The sequence below is a fragment of the Streptomyces nigrescens genome, assembly GCF_027626975.1.
In the GTDB taxonomy this organism is placed as follows: Bacteria; Actinomycetota; Actinomycetes; order Streptomycetales; family Streptomycetaceae; genus Streptomyces; species Streptomyces nigrescens.
The window spans coordinates 4,496,718-4,514,264 of the sequence record NZ_CP114203.1; the positions used below are offsets into that span (position 1 = coordinate 4,496,718).

Annotated in this window: 14 protein-coding genes, 1 tRNA gene, 1 other RNA gene and 1 pseudogene; 6 read left to right on the forward strand and 11 right to left on the reverse strand. The window is 71.1% G+C overall.

All coding sequences use genetic code 11. The features are described 5' to 3' along the window. Positions 1-103: 103 nt before the first annotated feature. Entirely contained in the window at positions 104-2,578 is a 2,475-nt protein-coding gene (locus tag STRNI_RS19995) for a DNA polymerase III subunit gamma and tau (protein ID WP_277411728.1), read from the reverse strand. A 45-nt stretch (positions 2,579-2,623) separates the two neighbouring features. Then, positions 2,624-2,722: signal recognition particle sRNA small type (gene ffs, locus STRNI_RS20000), an RNA gene on the reverse strand. 130 nt (positions 2,723-2,852) lie between these two features. Between ffs and STRNI_RS20005 the strand changes: the two genes are divergently transcribed. Further along, a tRNA-Ser gene (locus STRNI_RS20005) sits at positions 2,853-2,940 on the forward strand. 181 nt (positions 2,941-3,121) lie between these two features. On the opposite strand, the gene STRNI_RS20010 is transcribed toward STRNI_RS20005, so the two are convergent. Beyond that, a complete protein-coding gene (locus STRNI_RS20010; protein ID WP_277411729.1) occupies positions 3,122-4,288 on the reverse strand; it encodes a serine hydrolase domain-containing protein in 1,167 nt (388 codons plus the stop codon). A gap of 63 nt (positions 4,289-4,351) precedes the next feature. Beyond that, positions 4,352-5,548: a serine hydrolase domain-containing protein gene (locus tag STRNI_RS20015; protein ID WP_277411730.1), complete on the reverse strand. Its 1,197-nt coding sequence runs from the start codon at positions 5,546-5,548 to the stop codon at positions 4,352-4,354. 140 nt (positions 5,549-5,688) lie between these two features. On the opposite strand from STRNI_RS20015, the gene STRNI_RS20020 reads away from it, so the two are divergent. Continuing rightward, the gene (locus STRNI_RS20020) at positions 5,689-6,930 is read left to right on the forward strand and encodes a sensor histidine kinase (RefSeq protein WP_159487124.1); all 1,242 of its coding nucleotides are present in this window, start codon (positions 5,689-5,691) and stop codon (positions 6,928-6,930) included. An 82-nt stretch (positions 6,931-7,012) separates the two neighbouring features. Further along, the gene (locus STRNI_RS20025) at positions 7,013-7,693 is read left to right on the forward strand and encodes a response regulator transcription factor (protein WP_277411731.1); all 681 of its coding nucleotides are present in this window, start codon (positions 7,013-7,015) and stop codon (positions 7,691-7,693) included. A gap of 256 nt (positions 7,694-7,949) precedes the next feature. Here the strand turns inward: STRNI_RS20025 and STRNI_RS20030 are convergent. Next, positions 7,950-8,668, reverse strand: a pseudogene (locus STRNI_RS20030) (alpha/beta hydrolase); the annotation flags it as partial. Between the two features lie 474 nt (positions 8,669-9,142). On the opposite strand from STRNI_RS20030, the gene STRNI_RS20035 reads away from it, so the two are divergent. The 3 genes from STRNI_RS20035 (at position 9,143) to STRNI_RS20045 (ending at position 10,809) form a co-directional block, all read left to right on the forward strand. Then, positions 9,143-9,496, forward strand: a complete 354-nt coding sequence (locus STRNI_RS20035; protein WP_371874845.1) for a hypothetical protein — start codon at positions 9,143-9,145, stop codon at positions 9,494-9,496. 195 nt (positions 9,497-9,691) lie between these two features. After that, positions 9,692-10,084: a DUF6153 family protein gene (locus STRNI_RS20040; RefSeq protein ID WP_093641882.1), complete on the forward strand. Its 393-nt coding sequence runs from the start codon at positions 9,692-9,694 to the stop codon at positions 10,082-10,084. Positions 10,085-10,173: 89 nt separating this feature from the next. Next, entirely contained in the window at positions 10,174-10,809 is a 636-nt protein-coding gene (locus tag STRNI_RS20045; RefSeq protein ID WP_277411732.1) for a DUF305 domain-containing protein, read from the forward strand. Between the two features lie 223 nt (positions 10,810-11,032). Here the strand turns inward: STRNI_RS20045 and STRNI_RS20050 are convergent, their stop codons facing one another. From STRNI_RS20050 to STRNI_RS20075, 6 genes are all read right to left on the reverse strand, one after another. Continuing rightward, positions 11,033-11,314 carry an SHOCT domain-containing protein gene (locus tag STRNI_RS20050; RefSeq protein ID WP_018089920.1) on the reverse strand — a complete coding sequence of 94 codons (282 nt, stop codon included), beginning with the start codon at positions 11,312-11,314 and terminating at the stop codon, positions 11,033-11,035. 219 nt (positions 11,315-11,533) lie between these two features. Next, the gene (locus tag STRNI_RS20055) at positions 11,534-12,049 is read right to left on the reverse strand and encodes a Pycsar system effector family protein (protein WP_159487127.1); all 516 of its coding nucleotides are present in this window, start codon (positions 12,047-12,049) and stop codon (positions 11,534-11,536) included. Positions 12,050-12,134: 85 nt separating this feature from the next. Then, positions 12,135-13,439, reverse strand: coding sequence for a DUF4407 domain-containing protein (locus STRNI_RS20060; RefSeq protein WP_159487128.1), 1,305 nt, complete (start codon positions 13,437-13,439; stop codon positions 12,135-12,137). After that, positions 13,432-14,484, reverse strand: coding sequence for a hypothetical protein (locus STRNI_RS20065; RefSeq protein ID WP_159487130.1), 1,053 nt, complete (start codon positions 14,482-14,484; stop codon positions 13,432-13,434). The genes STRNI_RS20060 and STRNI_RS20065 overlap by 8 nt, the downstream gene beginning before the upstream one ends. 63 nt (positions 14,485-14,547) lie before the next feature. After that, positions 14,548-16,710: a hypothetical protein gene (locus tag STRNI_RS20070; RefSeq protein ID WP_159487132.1), complete on the reverse strand. Its 2,163-nt coding sequence runs from the start codon at positions 16,708-16,710 to the stop codon at positions 14,548-14,550. Beyond that, on the reverse strand, positions 16,703-17,467 hold the full coding sequence (locus STRNI_RS20075; RefSeq protein ID WP_159487134.1) for a nucleotidyl cyclase domain-containing protein: 765 nt from the start codon (positions 17,465-17,467) through the stop codon (positions 16,703-16,705). Before STRNI_RS20075 ends, STRNI_RS20070 begins: the two co-directional genes overlap by 8 nt. Between the last annotated feature and the right edge of the window lie 80 nt (positions 17,468-17,547).

Sequence of the window (17,547 nt, forward strand, 5' to 3'; positions counted from 1 at the left end):
CCCGCGCCCTACGCCGTAGGGAGGAGCACGGGTGTACGCCCGGCGTACGCCCGGTTACCCGTTTTCGCCCCGCCCGGCCCGCCTACGCGGTGCCGTACGGCGCCTACTCGTTGTTGAACTCTTCCAGCACCGTCGCGCCGAGTTCGCGCACGATCAGGTCGTGTCCGCTGAGCGCGGAGTCGACGAGGTCGGGGTCGTCCTCGGCCGGCATGTCGTACTCGATCGACATCGGCGGGGGCTCCGGCGAGCTGTACGAGGACTCCGCCGCGGGCGCGGTCTGCCCGCCGCCCGTGGACGACGGGGAGGACACGGCCTCCCGCGCCATCCGCGCACCCTGGCTTCCGCCGGCGCTGCCGCCGCCGTCCTGCCCGTACGGGCCGCCGGACGACGGGGGCGCCGCCGGGCCGCTCTGCTGGGGCGGGGGCTGCGGGGCGCCCTGCTGCGGGGCGGCGGGCGCACCGCCGCCGAAGCCGCCGCCCCCTCCGCCGCTGCGGGGGGCGCCGCCGGACGGCGGATTGGCGCCGCCCGACGGGTCGACGATCGCCTCGACCCGCCACTGCACCTGGAACCGCTCGGCCAATACGTCCTTGAGGACGTCCTCGCTGCCGCCGTTGGCGAAGCTGTCGCGGGCCCCGGCATTGGGGAAGCCGATCTGGAGGGTGGTGCCGTCGAACCCGGAGACCTGGGCGTTCTGGCTCAGCAGGATCCAGGTGAAGCGGCGGCGGTCCTTCACCGCTTCCAGGATGTCCGGCCACATCTGCCGCACCTGGGCGGCACCCTGCGCCGCCCCCGGGGCCGCACCGGCGGGCGGTGCCTGCGGGGACACCGGCGCGGGCGCACCGGCCGGCGGTCCGGACACGGCGGGCGGCGCGGCGGGCGCTCCGCCCTGCGGTGCCTGGCCACCCTGCCCCGGCGCCACGGCCGTGGGCCAGCCGCCGGGCTGCCGCCCGGCGCCACCGCCATTGCCCCCCGCAGGGCCTCCGCCGCCGGTTCCCTTGCCCGCGCTTCCGGGCCAGGCCCCGGGCCGCGGGGCGGCCGCCTCACGGCCACCGCCCTGGACACCCTGCGGAGCGTCCGCCGGAGCGCCCTGGGGCGCCGCCGCGCCACCGCCGTCACCCCGCTGCTGCTCACCACCGGGCCCGGCCGCCGGGCCGCCGGGCGCGCCCGCACCGGCCGTCGGCGCCGCCGGGGCGGGAGCCGGAGTGCCGGCACCAGCGGACGGGCCGCCGCCCACCGCGCCCCGCACCGCGGCACGCGCGGCGGCCGGCCCGGACGGTCCCGCAGGCATCGCCGGATGCGCCTCCGGCCCCGGTACATAGCCGGCCGCGGGCCCGCCACCGGACGCCACCACGGGCGGCGCTCCCGGCCCGGGGTCTCCCCCGGAGCCCGCACCGCCGGCCCCGCCCAGCAGCGCCGCGCCCGCGCCACGCTCCAGACGGTCGAGCCGCGCCTGCACCGACCGTTCGTCGTCGTACGCCGCGGGCAGCAGCACCCGGGCACAGATCAGCTCCAGCTGCAGCCGCGGCGAGGTCGCCCCGCGCATCTCCGTCAGGCCCGTATTGACCAGGTCGGCGGCCCGGCTCAGCTCGGCCGCCCCGAAGACGGACGCCTGCGCCGTCATCCGCTCCACGACATCGGCGGGGGCGTCGATCAGCCCCTTCTCCCCGGCGTCCGGCACGGCCGCCAGGATCACCAGGTCCCGCAGCCGCTCCAGCAGATCCGCGACGAAGCGCCGCGGGTCGTTGCCGCCCTCGATGACCCGGTCCACGACCTCGAAGGCCGCCGCGCCGTCCCCCGCGGCGAACGCCTCCACGATCGAATCCAGCAGCGACCCGTCGGTGTACCCCAGCAGCGCCGTCGCCATGGCATAAGTCACACCGTCCGCACCGGCACCGGCGAGCAGCTGGTCCATCACGGACATCGAGTCACGCACCGAACCGGCACCGGCCCGCACCACCAGCGGCAGCACCCCGTCCTCGACCGGGATCTCCTCCCGCCCGCACACCTCGCCCAGGTACTCCCGCAGCGTCCCCGGCGGCACCAGCCGGAACGGGTAGTGATGGGTACGCGACCGGATCGTCCCGATGACCTTCTCGGGCTCGGTCGTCGCGAAGATGAACTTCAGATGCTCCGGCGGCTCCTCGACGACCTTCAGCAGGGCGTTGAAGCCCGCGGAGGTCACCATGTGCGCCTCGTCGATGATGTAGATCTTGTAGCGGCTGCTGGCCGGCCCGAAGAACGCCTTCTCCCGCAGCTCACGGGCGTCGTCCACGCCACCGTGCGACGCCGCGTCGATCTCGATCACATCGATCGAGCCCCGGCCGTTCCTGGCCAGGTCCACACACGACTGGCACTTTCCGCAGGGTGTGGGAGTGGGACCTTCCTCACAGTTGAGGCAGCGCGCCAGGATCCGCGCACTCGTCGTCTTGCCGCAGCCGCGCGGGCCACTGAACAAATAGGCGTGGTTGACCCGGTTGTTCCGCAGAGCCTGCTGCAGCGGATCGGTCACGTGCTCTTGCCCGATGACCTCGGCGAAGGTCTCGGGCCGGTAGCGGCGGTACAGCGCAAGGGACGACACGCATACGACGATATCGGCCCGCACTGACAACCGACGGGCCCCGTAAACGCAAGCGCCCCCCACGCACCCGCCAGAGCCGACCTACCCTTGCTGCCTTCCGGCCCTGGGGGAGTTCAGTCAGATAGCGCCACGTGAGGGGCTGCGCACCACAGTAGCGGATCCCCCGCCCAAGAAACGACCCGGACCCTCACCCCCGGCCCACATCACTCCCCTCCGAACCCCTCCCCGCGATCATGGTCGCGAGCACTCCCCAACGTCTTGTATTGTTTGCGGCGGAGGATTCGCCTAGTGGCCTAGGGCGCACGCTTGGAAAGCGTGTTGGGGGCAACCCCTCACGAGTTCGAATCTCGTATCCTCCGCCAGTGCTCTCACCGGGCACGATGTCGAAGGGCCCCACCGTTCGCGGTGGGGCCCTTCGACGTTCCTCAGCCCCCGTTGTCCTGGTCTTTGTCCACAAGAGCTGTTTCCGGGGTTCCCCAGATCGCCGCGCCGATCTTCCGGGCCACCTCCTTCAACAGGTGGTCGGAACGCCCTCGGCGGGGTTCAGCGGCACAGGGCGGTGTCCACGGCGCGTTCGAGATTCCTCCGGGCCGCCTCGTCGGTGAGCTGCAGGGTGACCGCGACGTTGGTGGCGCGGCCGTCGTCGGTGGCGCCGCCCCGGGTCTCGTACCCCGGGAAGCTGCCGCCGTGGCCCCAGGAGAGGCCGCCGCACGGCAGCGGCCTGCTGACGAGTCCAAGTCCGTAGCGGGCGCCGGGGCCGAAGGTCGCTTCGGCGGGGACGGTGGAGCGCATCTGGGCGAGCTGGGCCGAGGGCAGGAGGCGGCCGGCCAGGAGTGCGGTGAAGAAGCGGTTGAGGTCGGAGCCGGTGGAGACCATCTGGCCTGCCGCCCAGCCCCAGGAGGGGTCGGTCTCCGTGATGTCGCGCAGCGGCGCGTCCGCCGATTCCCGGTAGTAGCCGTGGGGGTGGGGCTCCCGAATGCTCGCGTCACCGGGGGCGGGGAAGTAGGTGTGGCGCAGCCCGGCGCGTTGGACGACGCGCCGGTCGATCTCCTCGGCGAGGGGGCGGCCGGTGACCTTCTGGACGATCAGGCCGGCGAGCACGTAGTTGGTGTTGCTGTACTTCCAACTCGTCCCGGGGGCGAAGTCGGCCGGGTGCTGGAGGGCTGTGGCGAGCAGTTCGCGGGGGGTGTAGTACCGGACGTCGTCCCCGAGGTGGTCGCTGTAGTTGGGGAGTCCGCTGGTCTGCTGGAGGAGCTGGCGGACGGTGATGTGCCGTCCGTCGATCCCTTCCCCGCGGACGAGGCCGGGCAGGTAGGTGTCGACGGAGGCGTCCAGGTCCACCCTCCGCTCCGCGACGAGTTGGAGGACGACGACCGCGACGAAGGTCTTGGTGTTGCTGCCGATCCGTACCTTGCCGTCCCTGGGCACCTTCGAGCCGGTGGTCAGGTCGCCCACGCCTGCGGTGTAGGTGCGGATGCGGCCGTCACGGTCCTGGACGCTCGCCAGCGCGGCGGGCATCCCGTCGTCGCGCACCAGCGCGTTCAGGCTCTGCTGGACGGTGTCCGGCCTGGTGGCGGAGGCGGCGGGCGGGGCGAGGGCGCCCAGTGTCATGACGCCGATGGCCACCGCGACCGCGGCGGGCAGGGCCCGTCGCCGCGTGCCCTGCTGCCGGCCCGGCGAGCGAAGCCCTTGCCGTGTCTGTCCACGCATGAGTCAACTCCTGAGGAAACGTTGGACCGTTGTTCCGGGTTGCCGGGTTGCCGGGTGCGTGATTCAGCCGCACAGGGCCCTGTCCACGGCGTCCTTCACGTGCTGCGTGGCTGCCTCGTCCGTCGGAATGTTGGTGACCGCGACGTTGGCGGCGCGGCCGTCGTCGGTGACACCGCCCCGGGTCTCGTACCCCGCGATGTCGCCGCCGTGGCCCCAGTAGACGCCGCCGCACGACAGCGGCCTGCTCGTGAGCCCCAGCCCGTAGCGGAGGCCGGAGGTCCCGGCGGGGACGGTCGTGCGCATCTCGGCGAGCTGGGCCGCCGGGAGGAGGCGGCCGGCGAGGAGCGCGGTGAAGAAGCGGTTGAGGTCGGAGTTGGTGGAGATCAACTGGCCTGCGGCCCAGCCTACGGAGGGGTCCATCTCCGTGAAGTCGCGCAGCGGTGTGTTCGCCGGGTTGCGGTGGTAACCGTGGGGGTGCGGCTCTCGGATGCTCATCTCGCCGGGGGTGGGGAAGTAGGTGTGGCGCAGCCCGATGCGCTTGATGATGCGCCGGTCCATCTCCTCGGCGAGGGGGCGGCCGGTGACCTTCTGGACGATCAGGCCGGCCAGGACGTAGTTGGTGTTGCTGTACCCCCACTTCGCCCCCGGAGCCGCGTCGGCCTTGTACCGGAGGGCGATGTCGAGCAGCTCGCGGGGCTCGAAGTACCGGTTCCTGATCTCGTCGTCGTCGACGTGGATGCCGTACTCGGGGAGTCCGCTGGTGTGCTGGAGGAGCTGGCGGACGGTGATGCGGCGCCCGTCGATCCCCTTTCCGCGGACGAGGCCGGGCAGGTAGGTGTCGACGCAGGCGTCCAGGCCGATCTTCCCTTCGCCGACCAGCTGCAGGACCACGACCGCCGTGAACGCCTTGGTGTTGCTGCCGATCCGTACCTGGCCGTCCCTGGGCACCTTCGAGCCGGTGGTCAGGTCGCCCACTCCTGCGGTGTAGGTGCGGATGCGGCCGTCACTGTCCTTGACGCTCGCCAGCGCGGCGGGCATCCCGTCGTCGCGCACCAGCGTGTTCAGGGCCTGCTGGACGGCGTCCGGCCTGGCGGCGGCGGCAGCAGCGGAGGCGGCAGAATCCGAGGCGGCGGGCGGGGCGAGGGCGCCCAGCGTCATGACGCCGATGGCCACCGCGGTCGCGGCCGACACGGCTCGTCGCCGTCTGCCGCCCTGCTGCCGGGTCGAGGAACGAAGGCCCTGCCGGGTCTGAGCACGCATGAGTCAACTCCTGGGGAATCGTTTGGTCGAGGCACGATCCTGGTTTCCAGGGCCCGCTGACCGCATCGCGGGAAGGCGGGATAAATCGCTCCCCCGATCGGGGGAGGCTGCCGGGGGGCTGCCCGGCGATACTGGCGCGCATGATCAGGGGAATTCGGCCGCTGCTGCGCGGCTCCACGTATGCGGGTGTGCTGTTCGCCTATTGCGGCGCGCTGGCGAGCCTTCCGCTGCTGCCTTTCGCCCTGTTGCCGGCGCTGTCGTGGCGATCCGCTTCCGAGAGCGTGCAGATCGTCCTGGTCCTGCTGGTCTGGGCGGTACTGGTCGGTGTGGTCGGCCTGGCGCGCCCCGTACGACGGGCGCTGGTCGTGTCGGCCCGCCGGCTGCTGCGGGTGCCGCTGCCGAATCCGGTGGCCGGTCGCCGGCCCTCCGGTTCACTCGGCCTCGACCGCTGGCGGACCCCGCTCTGGCTGGTGCTGCACGTGGCCGTCGGTTGGACGGGGGCGCTGGCGAGCGGGGTGCTGTTCATCATGGGCCTCGCCCTGCCGGGGAACTGGCTCGGCGCCGAGGCGCGGGCGAGTCTGTTCGGCACATCGGTCCGGGTGTCGGGCGGGTGGAGCTGGGTGGTGGCGGCCGTGTGCCTCCTGCTGGCGGTGGCCATCTGCTTACTGGTGACGAAGACCCTGCGGTGGGCGGCGCCACGGCTGCTGGGGCCGTCGGCGGCCGAACGGCTCGCGCTGGCCGCCGAGCGGGAACAGCTGCTGGCCGAACGCAACCGGATTGCCCACGAGTTGCACGACTCGATCGGGCACACGCTGACGGCGGCCACCATCCAGGCGGCGGTGGCGGGCGAGGCGCTCTCCGCCGACCCGGCGACGGCGCGGGCCGCCATGCGCAGCATCGAGGAGTCGACGCGGGCCGCGCTGGAGGACCTGGACTACGTGCTCGGAGTGCTGCGCGAGGAACAGTCGGGGACGGCTCCGACCCGGACCCTGGCCGACCTCCCCGAGCTGCTGGACCGCCTGCGGCACGCGGGCGCGGTGGTGGAACCGGAGCTGTCGGGCGACCTGGCGCAGGTGCAGGGGACGCTCTCCCGGGCGGCGTACCGGATCCTCCAGGAGGGGCTGACGAACGCGCTGCGCCACGGGGCGGGCGGCCCGATCGTGGCCCGGGTGGCGGCCGGGCCGGACGGACTGGATCTCACGGTGGTCAACCGGACCGGGGCACGGACGGGCCCGGGCCCGGGGGCCTTCCCGACCTCCGGCCACGGTCTGCCCGGACTGGCCGAGCGCGTCCGGCTGCTGCACGGTGAGTTCCAGGCCGGCCCGGACGGGACGCAGCACTGGCGGCTGGCCGTCCGGCTGCCGGCACGGGCGTCGGCGTGAGTGGATCCGGCGCGGGCGAAGGTACGGCCCTCCGGCTGCCGGTACGGGTGTCGGCGTGAGTGGATCCGACGCGGGCGAAGGCATGCCCCTTCCCCCCGTCACCAGCCCCGCCGTCACCCTCCTGATCGCGGACGACGAGGAGGTGACCCGCAGCGGCCTGCGCATGCTGCTCGCCGCACAGCCGGGCATCACGGTGGTCGGCGAGGCCGCCGACGGCGTCGAGGCGGTCGAACGGGCGCAAAGCCTGCGGCCGGACGTGGTCCTGATGGACGTACGGATGCCGCGTCGCAACGGGATCGAGGCCACCCGCCAACTGCTGGCCGAAGCGGCCGACCCGCCGAAGGTCGTGGTGATCACCACCTTCGAGAACGACGGCTACGTCACCGCCGCCCTCAGCGCGGGCGCCAGCGGCTTCGTCCTCAAGCGCCTCCCGGTCCGTCAGATCGCCGAGGCGGTCCGGGTGGTGGCGGCGGGCGAAGCGGTCCTCTTCCCGGCCGCACTGGGCCGTATGGTCGCCGCCCGCCCGCTGGGCTCCGCCCAGGCCCTGCCGCACGCCGCCCTGACCGGCCGGGAGGAGGAGGTGCTGCGCCTGATGGCCACCGGGCTCTCCAATCCGGAGATCGCGGAGTCCCTCACGGTGAGCCTGGAGACGGTCAAGACCCACGTCGGAAACGTGCTGACCAAGCTCGGCGCGCAGAACCGGACCCATGCGGTGGTGATCGCGTACGAGTCCGGCCTGGTGGTCCCGGGCTTCACCGGCTGACGGCTTCCGCCCCTCTGCGCGGTCGCCCGCAGGCTGCTCAGTACCGGCCGCGACGTAACTCCACAGCTACTCGTATCCTCCGCCCGGCCTCACCGGGCTGAACGAAGGCCCCGGCCGGGAAACCGGCCGGGGCCTTCGTCGTGTTCCGTCTCGGTCGATGCCGAGTGGGCTGCTGCCGGCGCTGTCGGGGGCGCCCCCGCTCTCGTCCGTCTGCCCGCCCCGGAGGGCGTGGCCATACGTCTGTGCGTGGCCGGCTCTACGCCTGACGGAGTCGGGCGATGATGCCGTCGATGTCGCGGATGGCCATCTCGGGGCGGACGAAGTGTCCGCCGGGCTCCTCGTGCCACTCGTGCGGGATGGCGGCTTGGTCGAGGCCGGCCCGGAACTCCCGCTGGCCGGCGAGCACCTCGGTCTCGTTGAGCAGGTCGAACGGGTCAACCGGGTGGGACTGGTGCCGGCGACCATGAAGACCCGCTTGTTGCGGTAGCTCTCGATGTGCTCCATGGGGTTGTCGGCGCTGACCCTGGCCTCGTCGAACGGCTCGCCGTAGATCGTGCCGCCGCCCAGGTCCAGGGCCGCGGAGGACACGTTGGCCCACTGGGCGACCGCGCTGAGGTCGCGGCGCAGGCTGGGCGGGCCGGAGTGGGCGCTCACCGAGGCGAAGTGGCCGTAGTACTTGGCCGCGTACTTCAGCGCGCCGAAGCCACCCATCGAGAACCCGCCGACGGCGCGGCCGTCGTACTCGGCGTACGTCCGGAAGTTCGCGTCGATCCACCGGAGCAACTGGTCGATATGGAAGGTTTCCCAATTCCGGGGGCCGGTATTGGAGTTGACCGGGTTGGAGTACCAGCCCGCGTGTCCGCCGTCGGGCATCACGACGATGATCGGCTTGCCGGCGGTCCAGGCGCGGATGCCTCCCTCCGGCAGCCGGTCCCAGGTCATGAAGCCCTGGTCGCTACCGCCGCCGTGGAACAGGTCCGGGCCCTGTCGGGCCGCCGGACGCCGGGCGAGCGGTTCGTTCCGCGGTGGGCCGGGGGCTGCGTCGGTGGAGATCACGGCCGGTCGCGCCCTGCCGAGATCCGGTCACCCACGTTTTGCAGGGATCTTGGTCACCCGCGCCTTGCGGGGATCATCGCCACCGGCGTCTCGCCGAGACCGGGGACGCGGCCGTTCGCTGACCGAGCTCAGACCGGCGGCTACATCGACGGGCAGTAGGGACTCTGCCCGTGGGGCCACCGGGGTCGCTCGGCTCACCCGGCGGCACGCCAACTCCCGTTTCGGGTACGGAAATCACAGTAACGCCGGACCATTCTGCGCGGAAGAAAAGAAGGCGATGAATTACGGCGCAATGGACGCGGGAAACCGGGCGGTCGCCAATGATGCCGAGTGGTTATCGAATCGCAGGCATGAGTGTGGTTTCGCGTACTCGCCCCAGGCAAACAAGAAGGCATGAATAATGCCCACGACCCCATGCCCACAAACAACTCCTATGACGGCTATGGCACCTATGACCGCAACCGGTCCGGTGTCGGCGCAAATCGGGCCGCGCTGATCATCCACACGATCGGCGATGTGGCCGCCGGCTTCCTGGGTCTGTGGATCCTGCTGTACCTGCTCGAAGCGAACCAGGGAAATGTCTTCGTCGAATTCGTGCACGGAGTGGCCGACTGGCTCGCCGCGTGGTCGCAGGACATCTTCACCATGGACAGCGAAGGTGTGCGGGTTTTCCTCAATTACGGTCTTCCTGCGGGGCTTTACCTGCTGCTCGGCCATGGGATCGCTGCGCGGGTTCGTCGCGTCTGACCGTATTTCGCTGCCGGGGTGGAATTGAGGGGCTTGAGGAGTCCGCGACCGGACCGAGCGGAAGTGGAAGTGGAAGTGGAAGTCGAATGGGTCGCGGACTTCGCGGCGGAGGTTGGGCCCCGGCCCCGGCAGGTCGATCCCGTCACGGGAGCCGCCCGTTGGCGGTCTTCCCCCAGTGCCTAGCATGAAGGCGTGATGCCCAGCCGCCCGTACGTACCACCACGGCCCGCCGCCCGGCGGTGGCGTGTGCTGTGCGTACTCGGGCTGCTGGCAGGGCTGCTGGGCATGCACGGACTCGGTCCCGTCGCTGCCGCGCCCTCTTCCGCGCACGATCACCGCATGTCCGTGGTGGCCAAGGCCCATGCGCACTGCCCGGACGGTGACTGCGGCGGCTCCGGACATGTCCATCACGCGGACCCGACCTGTGCGTCCGCCGCGCTCCACGGGCCCCCCGCGCCCCCGGCCCTGACTCCCTCCCTCGGCAGCCCCGTACAGCCCTCCGAGGCGGCAGGCGCGGGCGAACCGGTGAACCGGGACGGCGGACGAGCGCCGCCCTCTCTGGCCGAACTCCAACTCCTGCGGATCTAGGAACACCCCGACGGCACGGCGCCCCGCTCAAGGGCGCGGTGCCGCCGTCCGGCATGTTCCGATACCGCTGCTTTCCAGGAGTACACCGAATGAAGCCCACCCGTACGTCCACGCGCCGCCTCGCACTCGTGGCCGCCACCGCCGCCTCCGCGGTGCTGCTGGCCGCCTGCGGCGGCAACGACAGTGGCAGCCACTCCGCGCACCGCTCCCCGTCGAAGTCCGCCTCTTCGCCCGGCGCCTCGGCCTCGGCCGGCGCGCACAATGCGGCCGATGTGGCGTTCGCGAAGGGGATGATCCCGCACCACCGGCAGGCCGTGGAGATGGCCGGCCTGGCTGCGACCCGAGCCTCGTCGAGCCAGGTGAAGGAGCTCGCCACCAAGATCGAGCAAGCCCAGGACCCGGAGATCAAGACCATGTCCGGGTGGCTGACGGCCTGGGGCGAGCAGGTGCCGGAGGAAATGCCCGGCATGGACCACTCCGCCCACTCCGGCATGCCCGGAATGATGAGCACGAAGGATATGGCGGCGCTGAAGAAGAAGTCGGGCAAGGCCTTCGACACGGCCTTCATGGAGATGATGGTCGGGCACCACCAGGGCGCGGTGGAGATGGCGGGCGCCGAGAAGAAGAAGGGTGCTTACGGCCCCGCGAAGACTCTGGCGGATGCCGTCATCAAGGCCCAGAACGCGGAGATCGTGCGGATGAACAAGCTGCTGGGGAAGGGCTGAGCGCCGAAGGCAGGGCGAGTCCATACGGCCGTCGGCCGTAACCGCCGGAGGTAGTCCGTAATCCGCCTGACCGTTGTCCGTCGAGTGTCCGTCGAGTCTGTCGCAGACGGCGGGCGACGGTCAGGCATCAGCCGCGGGGCGCTGCCCCGGATGGGAGTGGACCCCGCCCTCAGGCCTCCTCACCGACCAGGCCTCCTCGCTGCCCGGGCCCCGCTGCCCGCCCTCAGGGCGAGGGGCCGCCCGGTGGGGCGCCGCGGAGGGTGGCCAGCCGTCGTTGGTACTCCTCTTCGTCGATCTCACCGCGTGCGTACCGCTCCGCGAGAATCTGTTCGGGGCCGGGTGCGCGGCGGGTGCCCGGGTGCGCGTCGTGGCCGGGGCCCGAGCGGCCCAGGGCGCGGACGATCAGCAGCGCGATGACGAAGAGCAGCGCCAGGAACAGGAACAAGCTGACCGACATCGCGAGCCAGGCCCACCCGCCGCCATGACGGCCGTACCAGCACAACATCGACCTCCACCTCCCGCGCGACGCGGGGCGCGGGGCGCGGGCCCGGTGCCCGCGGGTGACCTCGGGGTTCCCTGCCCTCCCTCTCATTCCTTCCCGTGCCCTTCCCTTCCATGGTCTCTCGGTCCGGGGATTGGGGCCACGGGCGCGCATGTCGTGGTTCCTTCGGAACAGGGCCCGGACCGCTCGACGGTCCGGGCCCTGTTCGCGTTCCGCCGGCTCTCAGACCGAGGCCCCCGTCAGCAGTCCCAACGACGTGAGCACTACGAATACGGCGCCCCAGGCCATGCCGTGACGTATGCAGCGGTACTTGACCCACACGGTCCGGGACAGCGTCACGAACTGGCTCAGGTCACGGTCGTCCGGATCGGTCCGTTGTACGACGGCTGCCAGCAGCCGGACGGAGGCCGTCACGGTCGCATCCCCGAAGTAGTGCGCGCGCAGCCGCTGTGGCTTTCCAGTACGTGGCGCCACGGCCAGTCCGAGCATGACGAGAGCGGGTACCCACGCCGCACAGCCCGTCCAGAAGAGCACCTGCGGCACCAGGCCGTAGCGCTGTGGTGCGATGCCGCCGGCGCTGATCGCGCCGAGCAGTGCGGTCAGCGCCACCCCCAGGGCGGTCAGCATCGTTCCCGCCTTGCTGTCCGCCTTTTGCAGCTCCTCCCGGGTCTCGGATATCAGGGTGCGGATGAGTTCTCCGCCGTGACCGGCTGTTGCGTCTCCTCTGCGGGTGAACATGCCCTCTCCCTCCGTGGACGCCCAGTGGCCGCCCCGGGGCAAGCCGGGGCGGCCGTACTTCGCTCCGTCCGTGCTCGGATCGTCTTCAGACTTCCGAGGTGCGTCGGAGCTCCTCCTCCAGTCCGTTCACCGCCTTCCGGAGCCGGATGTTCACCGCCGCCACGAGCTCGCGGTGGGCGGCCTCGGACTCGGCCCGGCTCCGTCGGACCTCCTGCTCGATGGCTTCCTGGGCGATTTCGATGTCCGCCATGGCCCGGCGTTCGGTGAGCCGCACCTGCTCACCGTGGATCTTGACGGCACTGTTGCTCTCGCTGGTGAGCATCCGGTCGTAGGCACTCTCCCCGCTCAGGAACTTCACCAGCACCGGAAGCGCGTCGAGGAGCACGAACAGCGCCCGGACCAGCCATATGCCGGCGAAAAGCACCGTGTTCCCGCTCGCGAGCCCGTCCAGCGCCCCCATCCGCTCCAGGACGCCGATCTCCTTCTGCTTCGCCCGCTCTTTGGCGAGGCGCCGCTCGATCCCTTCCGCACGAGCCTGGAGGAAGGTGCCGCGGGAAGCCGTCAGCTTGCCTTCCATCTTGGCGATGCGACCGTGCATGACGGCCAGCCGTCGCTCGTTCTCGTCGGTGCGGTGCGTGGCCCGGTAGTCCTTCTCCCTCTCGCGCAACCGCAGGCATTCGGACGTGCGCTGGAGCCACCCCGTGGAGGCGTTACGGATCAGTTGCCGGCACTCGTTGCGCACCTCCGTACGGAGGCCCTCCAGCTTGTCGCTGTCCCGGTCCACCCGCTTCTGGAGCACGGCGGACTCCGAGCGCAGTGACGAGAGTTCATCGGACTGCCCACCGGGCGTGGCGCCGAAAGACAGCACATAACGGCCGCAGCCCGCGGGCGACGCGGCATCGGTCGCGGACGGCACGGGGTTGCAGCGCAGCAGGTTCCCGCGCAGCCGGTCGAGATCCCCGTTCCGCTCGTCCGCGATGCGCTCCTCCACGGCCGTCGCGAAGATGCGCAGCACCAGCGGCTCGGCGACCACGGCACCGAGCACCAAGGCGATCATCAGCCGCAGCAGCAGCGGACCGACCCGGCGCCGCGCGTTCGGCTGGGGGGTGACCAGCCAGCGGTCCAGGTTGAGGATGAAGAGCATCCAGATCACCGTCGGGATGACGGCGAGGAAGGACGCCCTGCCCAGTGCCTCGGTCGCGAAGTTCCACATGGAGAACGCCGCGATGACGGAGGTGCCGAGCACCACACCCCCGAGAGCCGTGTACCGGTTCCGTTCGTACCCGACCCTGTCGAGGAGGCTCTCGTCGACGCCGGTCAGGACACGCAGCCGCCGGGCAAGGTCGAATCGTTCGGAAAGGGCCCGGTCGGTGGTCGGGGAGTCAGTCAAGAAGATCGTCCTCATCCTTGACGAAGCCGTCGTGCGGGCGGTCGGTGCCACTGTTCAGGCGCCTGGGTGCGTCGGGCCCGGGGCGCCCCGGGCCGGACTCCACCGCCGGGACGGCCGGTCCACCGCTGTCCCGCAGTACCTGTTCGAGCACTTGGTGGTAATCGACGTAGTCCTCGGTCTGGCCCATCTGCCGCAGCAGGGTGAGCACCATGTCGCGCCGCATCTGCGCATCCGCGGTCTCGCGCGCGCGGGCGTGTGCCCGGTCCTCTTCGGCGGCCTGGTTGCGGCGGGCCGAGTCCTCGTCCGTGGTCCGATGGATCCGTGCCGCAGCCTGGGCCACGTCGATGCGATTCCTGGCGATCCCGAAGGCGTCCGCGTAGTCGGAGCCCTGGGAAAGCAGCTCGGCGATCCGCTGGGTGTCCTGTGTCTCGAAGTCACGCTGACCGCGGCGGAGTTCCTGCGAACGGCGCTCGTCGCGAAGCTTCTGTTCCCAGTTCCGCAGATCGTCCGAGGCGTGCACCTCGGCGCTGACGAACTCGACGCTCATGCCCGCGACGCGCGGCGTCACGATCGCGCTGTAGGCGGTCATGCGGTGGCTCACTTCGCGGCGCACCGCATTGACCTCTTCCACGCGATGACCGGCACTCACCCGTGGCAGCTCGCTGTCGCCCGCCAGATAGGCCCGCAGCGGGACGGTCACGTCGATGATGCCCTGCCGGGCGACGACCGTGGGGTCGGTGACCTGGCAGGCGAAGGAGGCCCGGACCGTGAAGTGGTCGGCCTCGCTCACCGACGGGACGGTTCGCTCGACCTCGACCATGCGTGCCCTGGTGTCCACCAGGCTGACCGACGACGCGTCGAGCACATCGGCGTGGGACGGGTCGAACACCATTCCCTCGGGGAACTGGCGGTAGTTGCCGCCGACCCTGAAGACGTAGGTCGCGCCGGGCGGCAGCGAGGGGACGTCGTCGCGGCGACGTCGCCGCGACCACCAGTTGCCCTGGACGGCGCCCAGCACATGCTCGCCGACTACGGGGTAGTTCACTTGCTTCAACCTCCTTGAACGGAAAGGAAAGTGAGGGAGCAGGGACGGCCGGCGGACCGTCGGCTAGCTCCTCAGCGACCCGAGGAGCACCTGCGCCAGCTGGCGGGTGCCGGGGATCGCGTAATCGGGATGCCTCAGGGCGTTGGGCAGGTCGTTGCCCAACGCTTGCCACTGGCGGGGGGTCATCCCGTCGCGCATCGCCTTGCCGAGGGCCCGTACGGCATCGGCAGCCGAGGGGTCGTCACGCAGCGCCGCCAGCGTCTGGCACAGGGCGCGGACGGCCCCGCGACGGCAGACGCTGAGCAGCACGCTCACCCACAGCAGGCCCAGATGGCGCGCGCTCCCCGGGGTGCCCCGGAGCAGTGTCGCCGCGAGCGTGCCGGGGCCCTCCAGCCGTTCGGCCTCCAGCAGTTGGACGGTCGTCCGCAGCGCAAGGGAACGGGCTTTGGACCGCTGAGCGGTCTCGGCGATCCGGGTGCGCACATACCGAAGGGTGAACAAGGCACGCTCGGGCTCCTGCTCGGCGGTCTGCAGCAGCAGGACCAGTGAGCGGCGTGCGGCGGACGCCATGCGCTCACCGCGGTTCGTCAGGAACCAGAGCCAGTTGAGAGCTTCGAGGCGGTAGAGGGAGCCGAGGGTTCCGGTCAGCGCCATGGCTGTCGTGACGGCACGGGCCGGTCCCCGGTTGTCCGCCCAGCTCAGTGCCAGGTTCAGGGCCTGGGGAGCCAGATCCTCGTCGTCGCACATGAACTGGAGGGTGAGAGCGGTGGTCACACGCTGGGCGGCGAGACCGTCGGCCCACACCTGGAGGAGGTTCTCGTCCACCTCGGCGAGCGCGTGCCGAGCATACAGCGCCACTCCACGGGCCACCTCCGTGCGGACATCCAGGTCCGCGCTCCTCGACAGCTGGCTCAGCCACTGCCGCAGCGGATACCAGAGTTCGTATCCGTACAGGTCGTGCAGTTCACCGATGACCAGGGCGCGGATCCGCGGGGAGGCGAAGACGAGGCGCCGTTCGCTTCGACTGGGGTCCTGTCCCGGGCCGGGCCACCGCTCCGTGCGCACGAGCCCGGTGGCCCGCTCCTTCCACCGGGCGCGGGTCTGCTCGAAGGTCACTCCGCGCAGCGCCGTCGTCGACGTGGCGTCCGGCTCGGCGGCAGGTATCTCCCCGGTCTGCTCCCAGTCCCGCACGTGGATGCCGAGGAGGATGGACGCCTTCTCGAAGTTGCGCTCGGGTATGCCTTCCAGGAAGGCGAGCGCTGCCAGCGGCAGCAGGTCACCGGCGGACGGTTCCTCTCGGAACCAGTTCCGGACCAGCGCCTTATCGCTGTCACGCAGCGTCTTCAGCGCAGCATCGAGGCTGTCGGCGAGTCCGATGACCGCGGCGACGACGTCTGCCGGGCGGCGCAGGTCGGCCACCCGCTCCAGCAGCTCGGCCAGGACGTCCGGGGGGATGTCCACCGACGGTTCCAGTTGCCTGGCGTGGTGGAACAACTCCAGCGGGTCCGGCGCCTGCCACGGCGCACAGTGTTCCTGCAGGGCCAGTCGCCGCCGGGTGGCCTCGGGCGCCGTGAGCACCAGATACGAGTCCTTGCGGCGCAGCTCCTCGCCCAGCCGGTGGATCTCGAAAGCCTGCACGGCGTCGACGTTCATCTCACCGACGTAGTCGAGGATCACATAGGCCTGGCCGGCCTTGAGGGCGCTCGATGTGGCAAGTTCGGCCAGCGAGTTGGCAGGGGAAAGGCTCCGCAGCCCGGTGCGTGCGCCCCTCACCTCCCGCAGCAGCGCGAACGCCCCTGCTCCACGGCCGGTACTGTCCGGACCGGCCAGGACCACGAGGTGGTCCGCACGAAGTTTGCTGAGCGCGTCGTGGAAGCACGGCTGGGGCGGAAGGTAGAACCGCAGCGCCCGGTCCACCTCATCGGGCCCCACGGAACCCGGAGCCAGACCAGGAGCGGCGGCCGCACCGAAGCCGAAGGCCGCTCCGGAGGCGTCCACGGTCCCGTAGAAGTTGTTGTAGACCCGCTGGCCCAGGACACGCCGCAGGTCGTCGTATCCCTTGCCGTCCTCCTCGCGTTCGTCGCACTCGGCGCGGGGCGGTGGGTCGCCCTCGGCGTCCGTCCGGTCCGCCGGAGCGGAGTCCTCCTGCTGCTCCTGGGCGAGCTCGTCCTCAGGGCCGGGAACAGGAGCTTCGCTGAGGTCCGGGACCTCGGCATCGTCAGCCACCGGCGCTCCCGAAACCGACGACGCCTCCGCGGAGGTCGACCGGTGCGGTGAAGTTGTTGACGCTGATCTGCTCAGCCCGGTAGTCGTGGCGCACCGCAGAGTCGTCGCATGAGCCTCCGACGGCGGACGTATGCGGTTGAGCCGGCGCGGGACCCTCGGCACCGGAGCTGCGCACGGCGTGGCCGGGGACCTGGAGCCAGGCGGCGGCCTCGTATTCCTTCTCCCGGACGGCGACGGACCGGAATTCCGCGGTGGACAGGGTGGTGTGGCCGCCGGCCACCGTGGACCGGTAGACGTCGTCGGACAGCAGCAGGGCGAGGTCGGCGTCGGCGTTCGCCTGCAGGGCGGCATAGAGGTGGCGGGAGCTGAGCAGCCGGGCGGTGGTCACCACCGTCGATCCGGCGAACCCGTTGTCGGCCAGCTCCACCGGTCCGTGGTGGATCGCGGCCCGGAGCCTCATCCGAGCGGTGGGGACCCGCAGTCCGTTGTACTCACGCAGCTCGGCCACAAGATGCCGCACGAAGTCATCGACCAGCCGTGGCTCCGTGCCGTCCATGGGGTGAACGGCCAGTTCCTCGTCCCCCTTGGGCTGGATGTGCCACTGCGACCGGTCCAGTCCGGTGCCCCTGGCCGCTCGGGAAAGAATCCGCGGCAGGTCGTGCTGGATTTCGGACTGCCTTCGATCGTTGTTGCCTCCGTACGCCTGCGCGTCAACGGCAATGCATGTGCAGGGGTAGAACCCGGACCACTCGGCCACCCGGCCATTCCTCTCTCTGACGGCACTTCCCCGCGAAGTGCTGCCCGAGAGGCTAGAAGGACGTTCGGGAGCTGATCCCG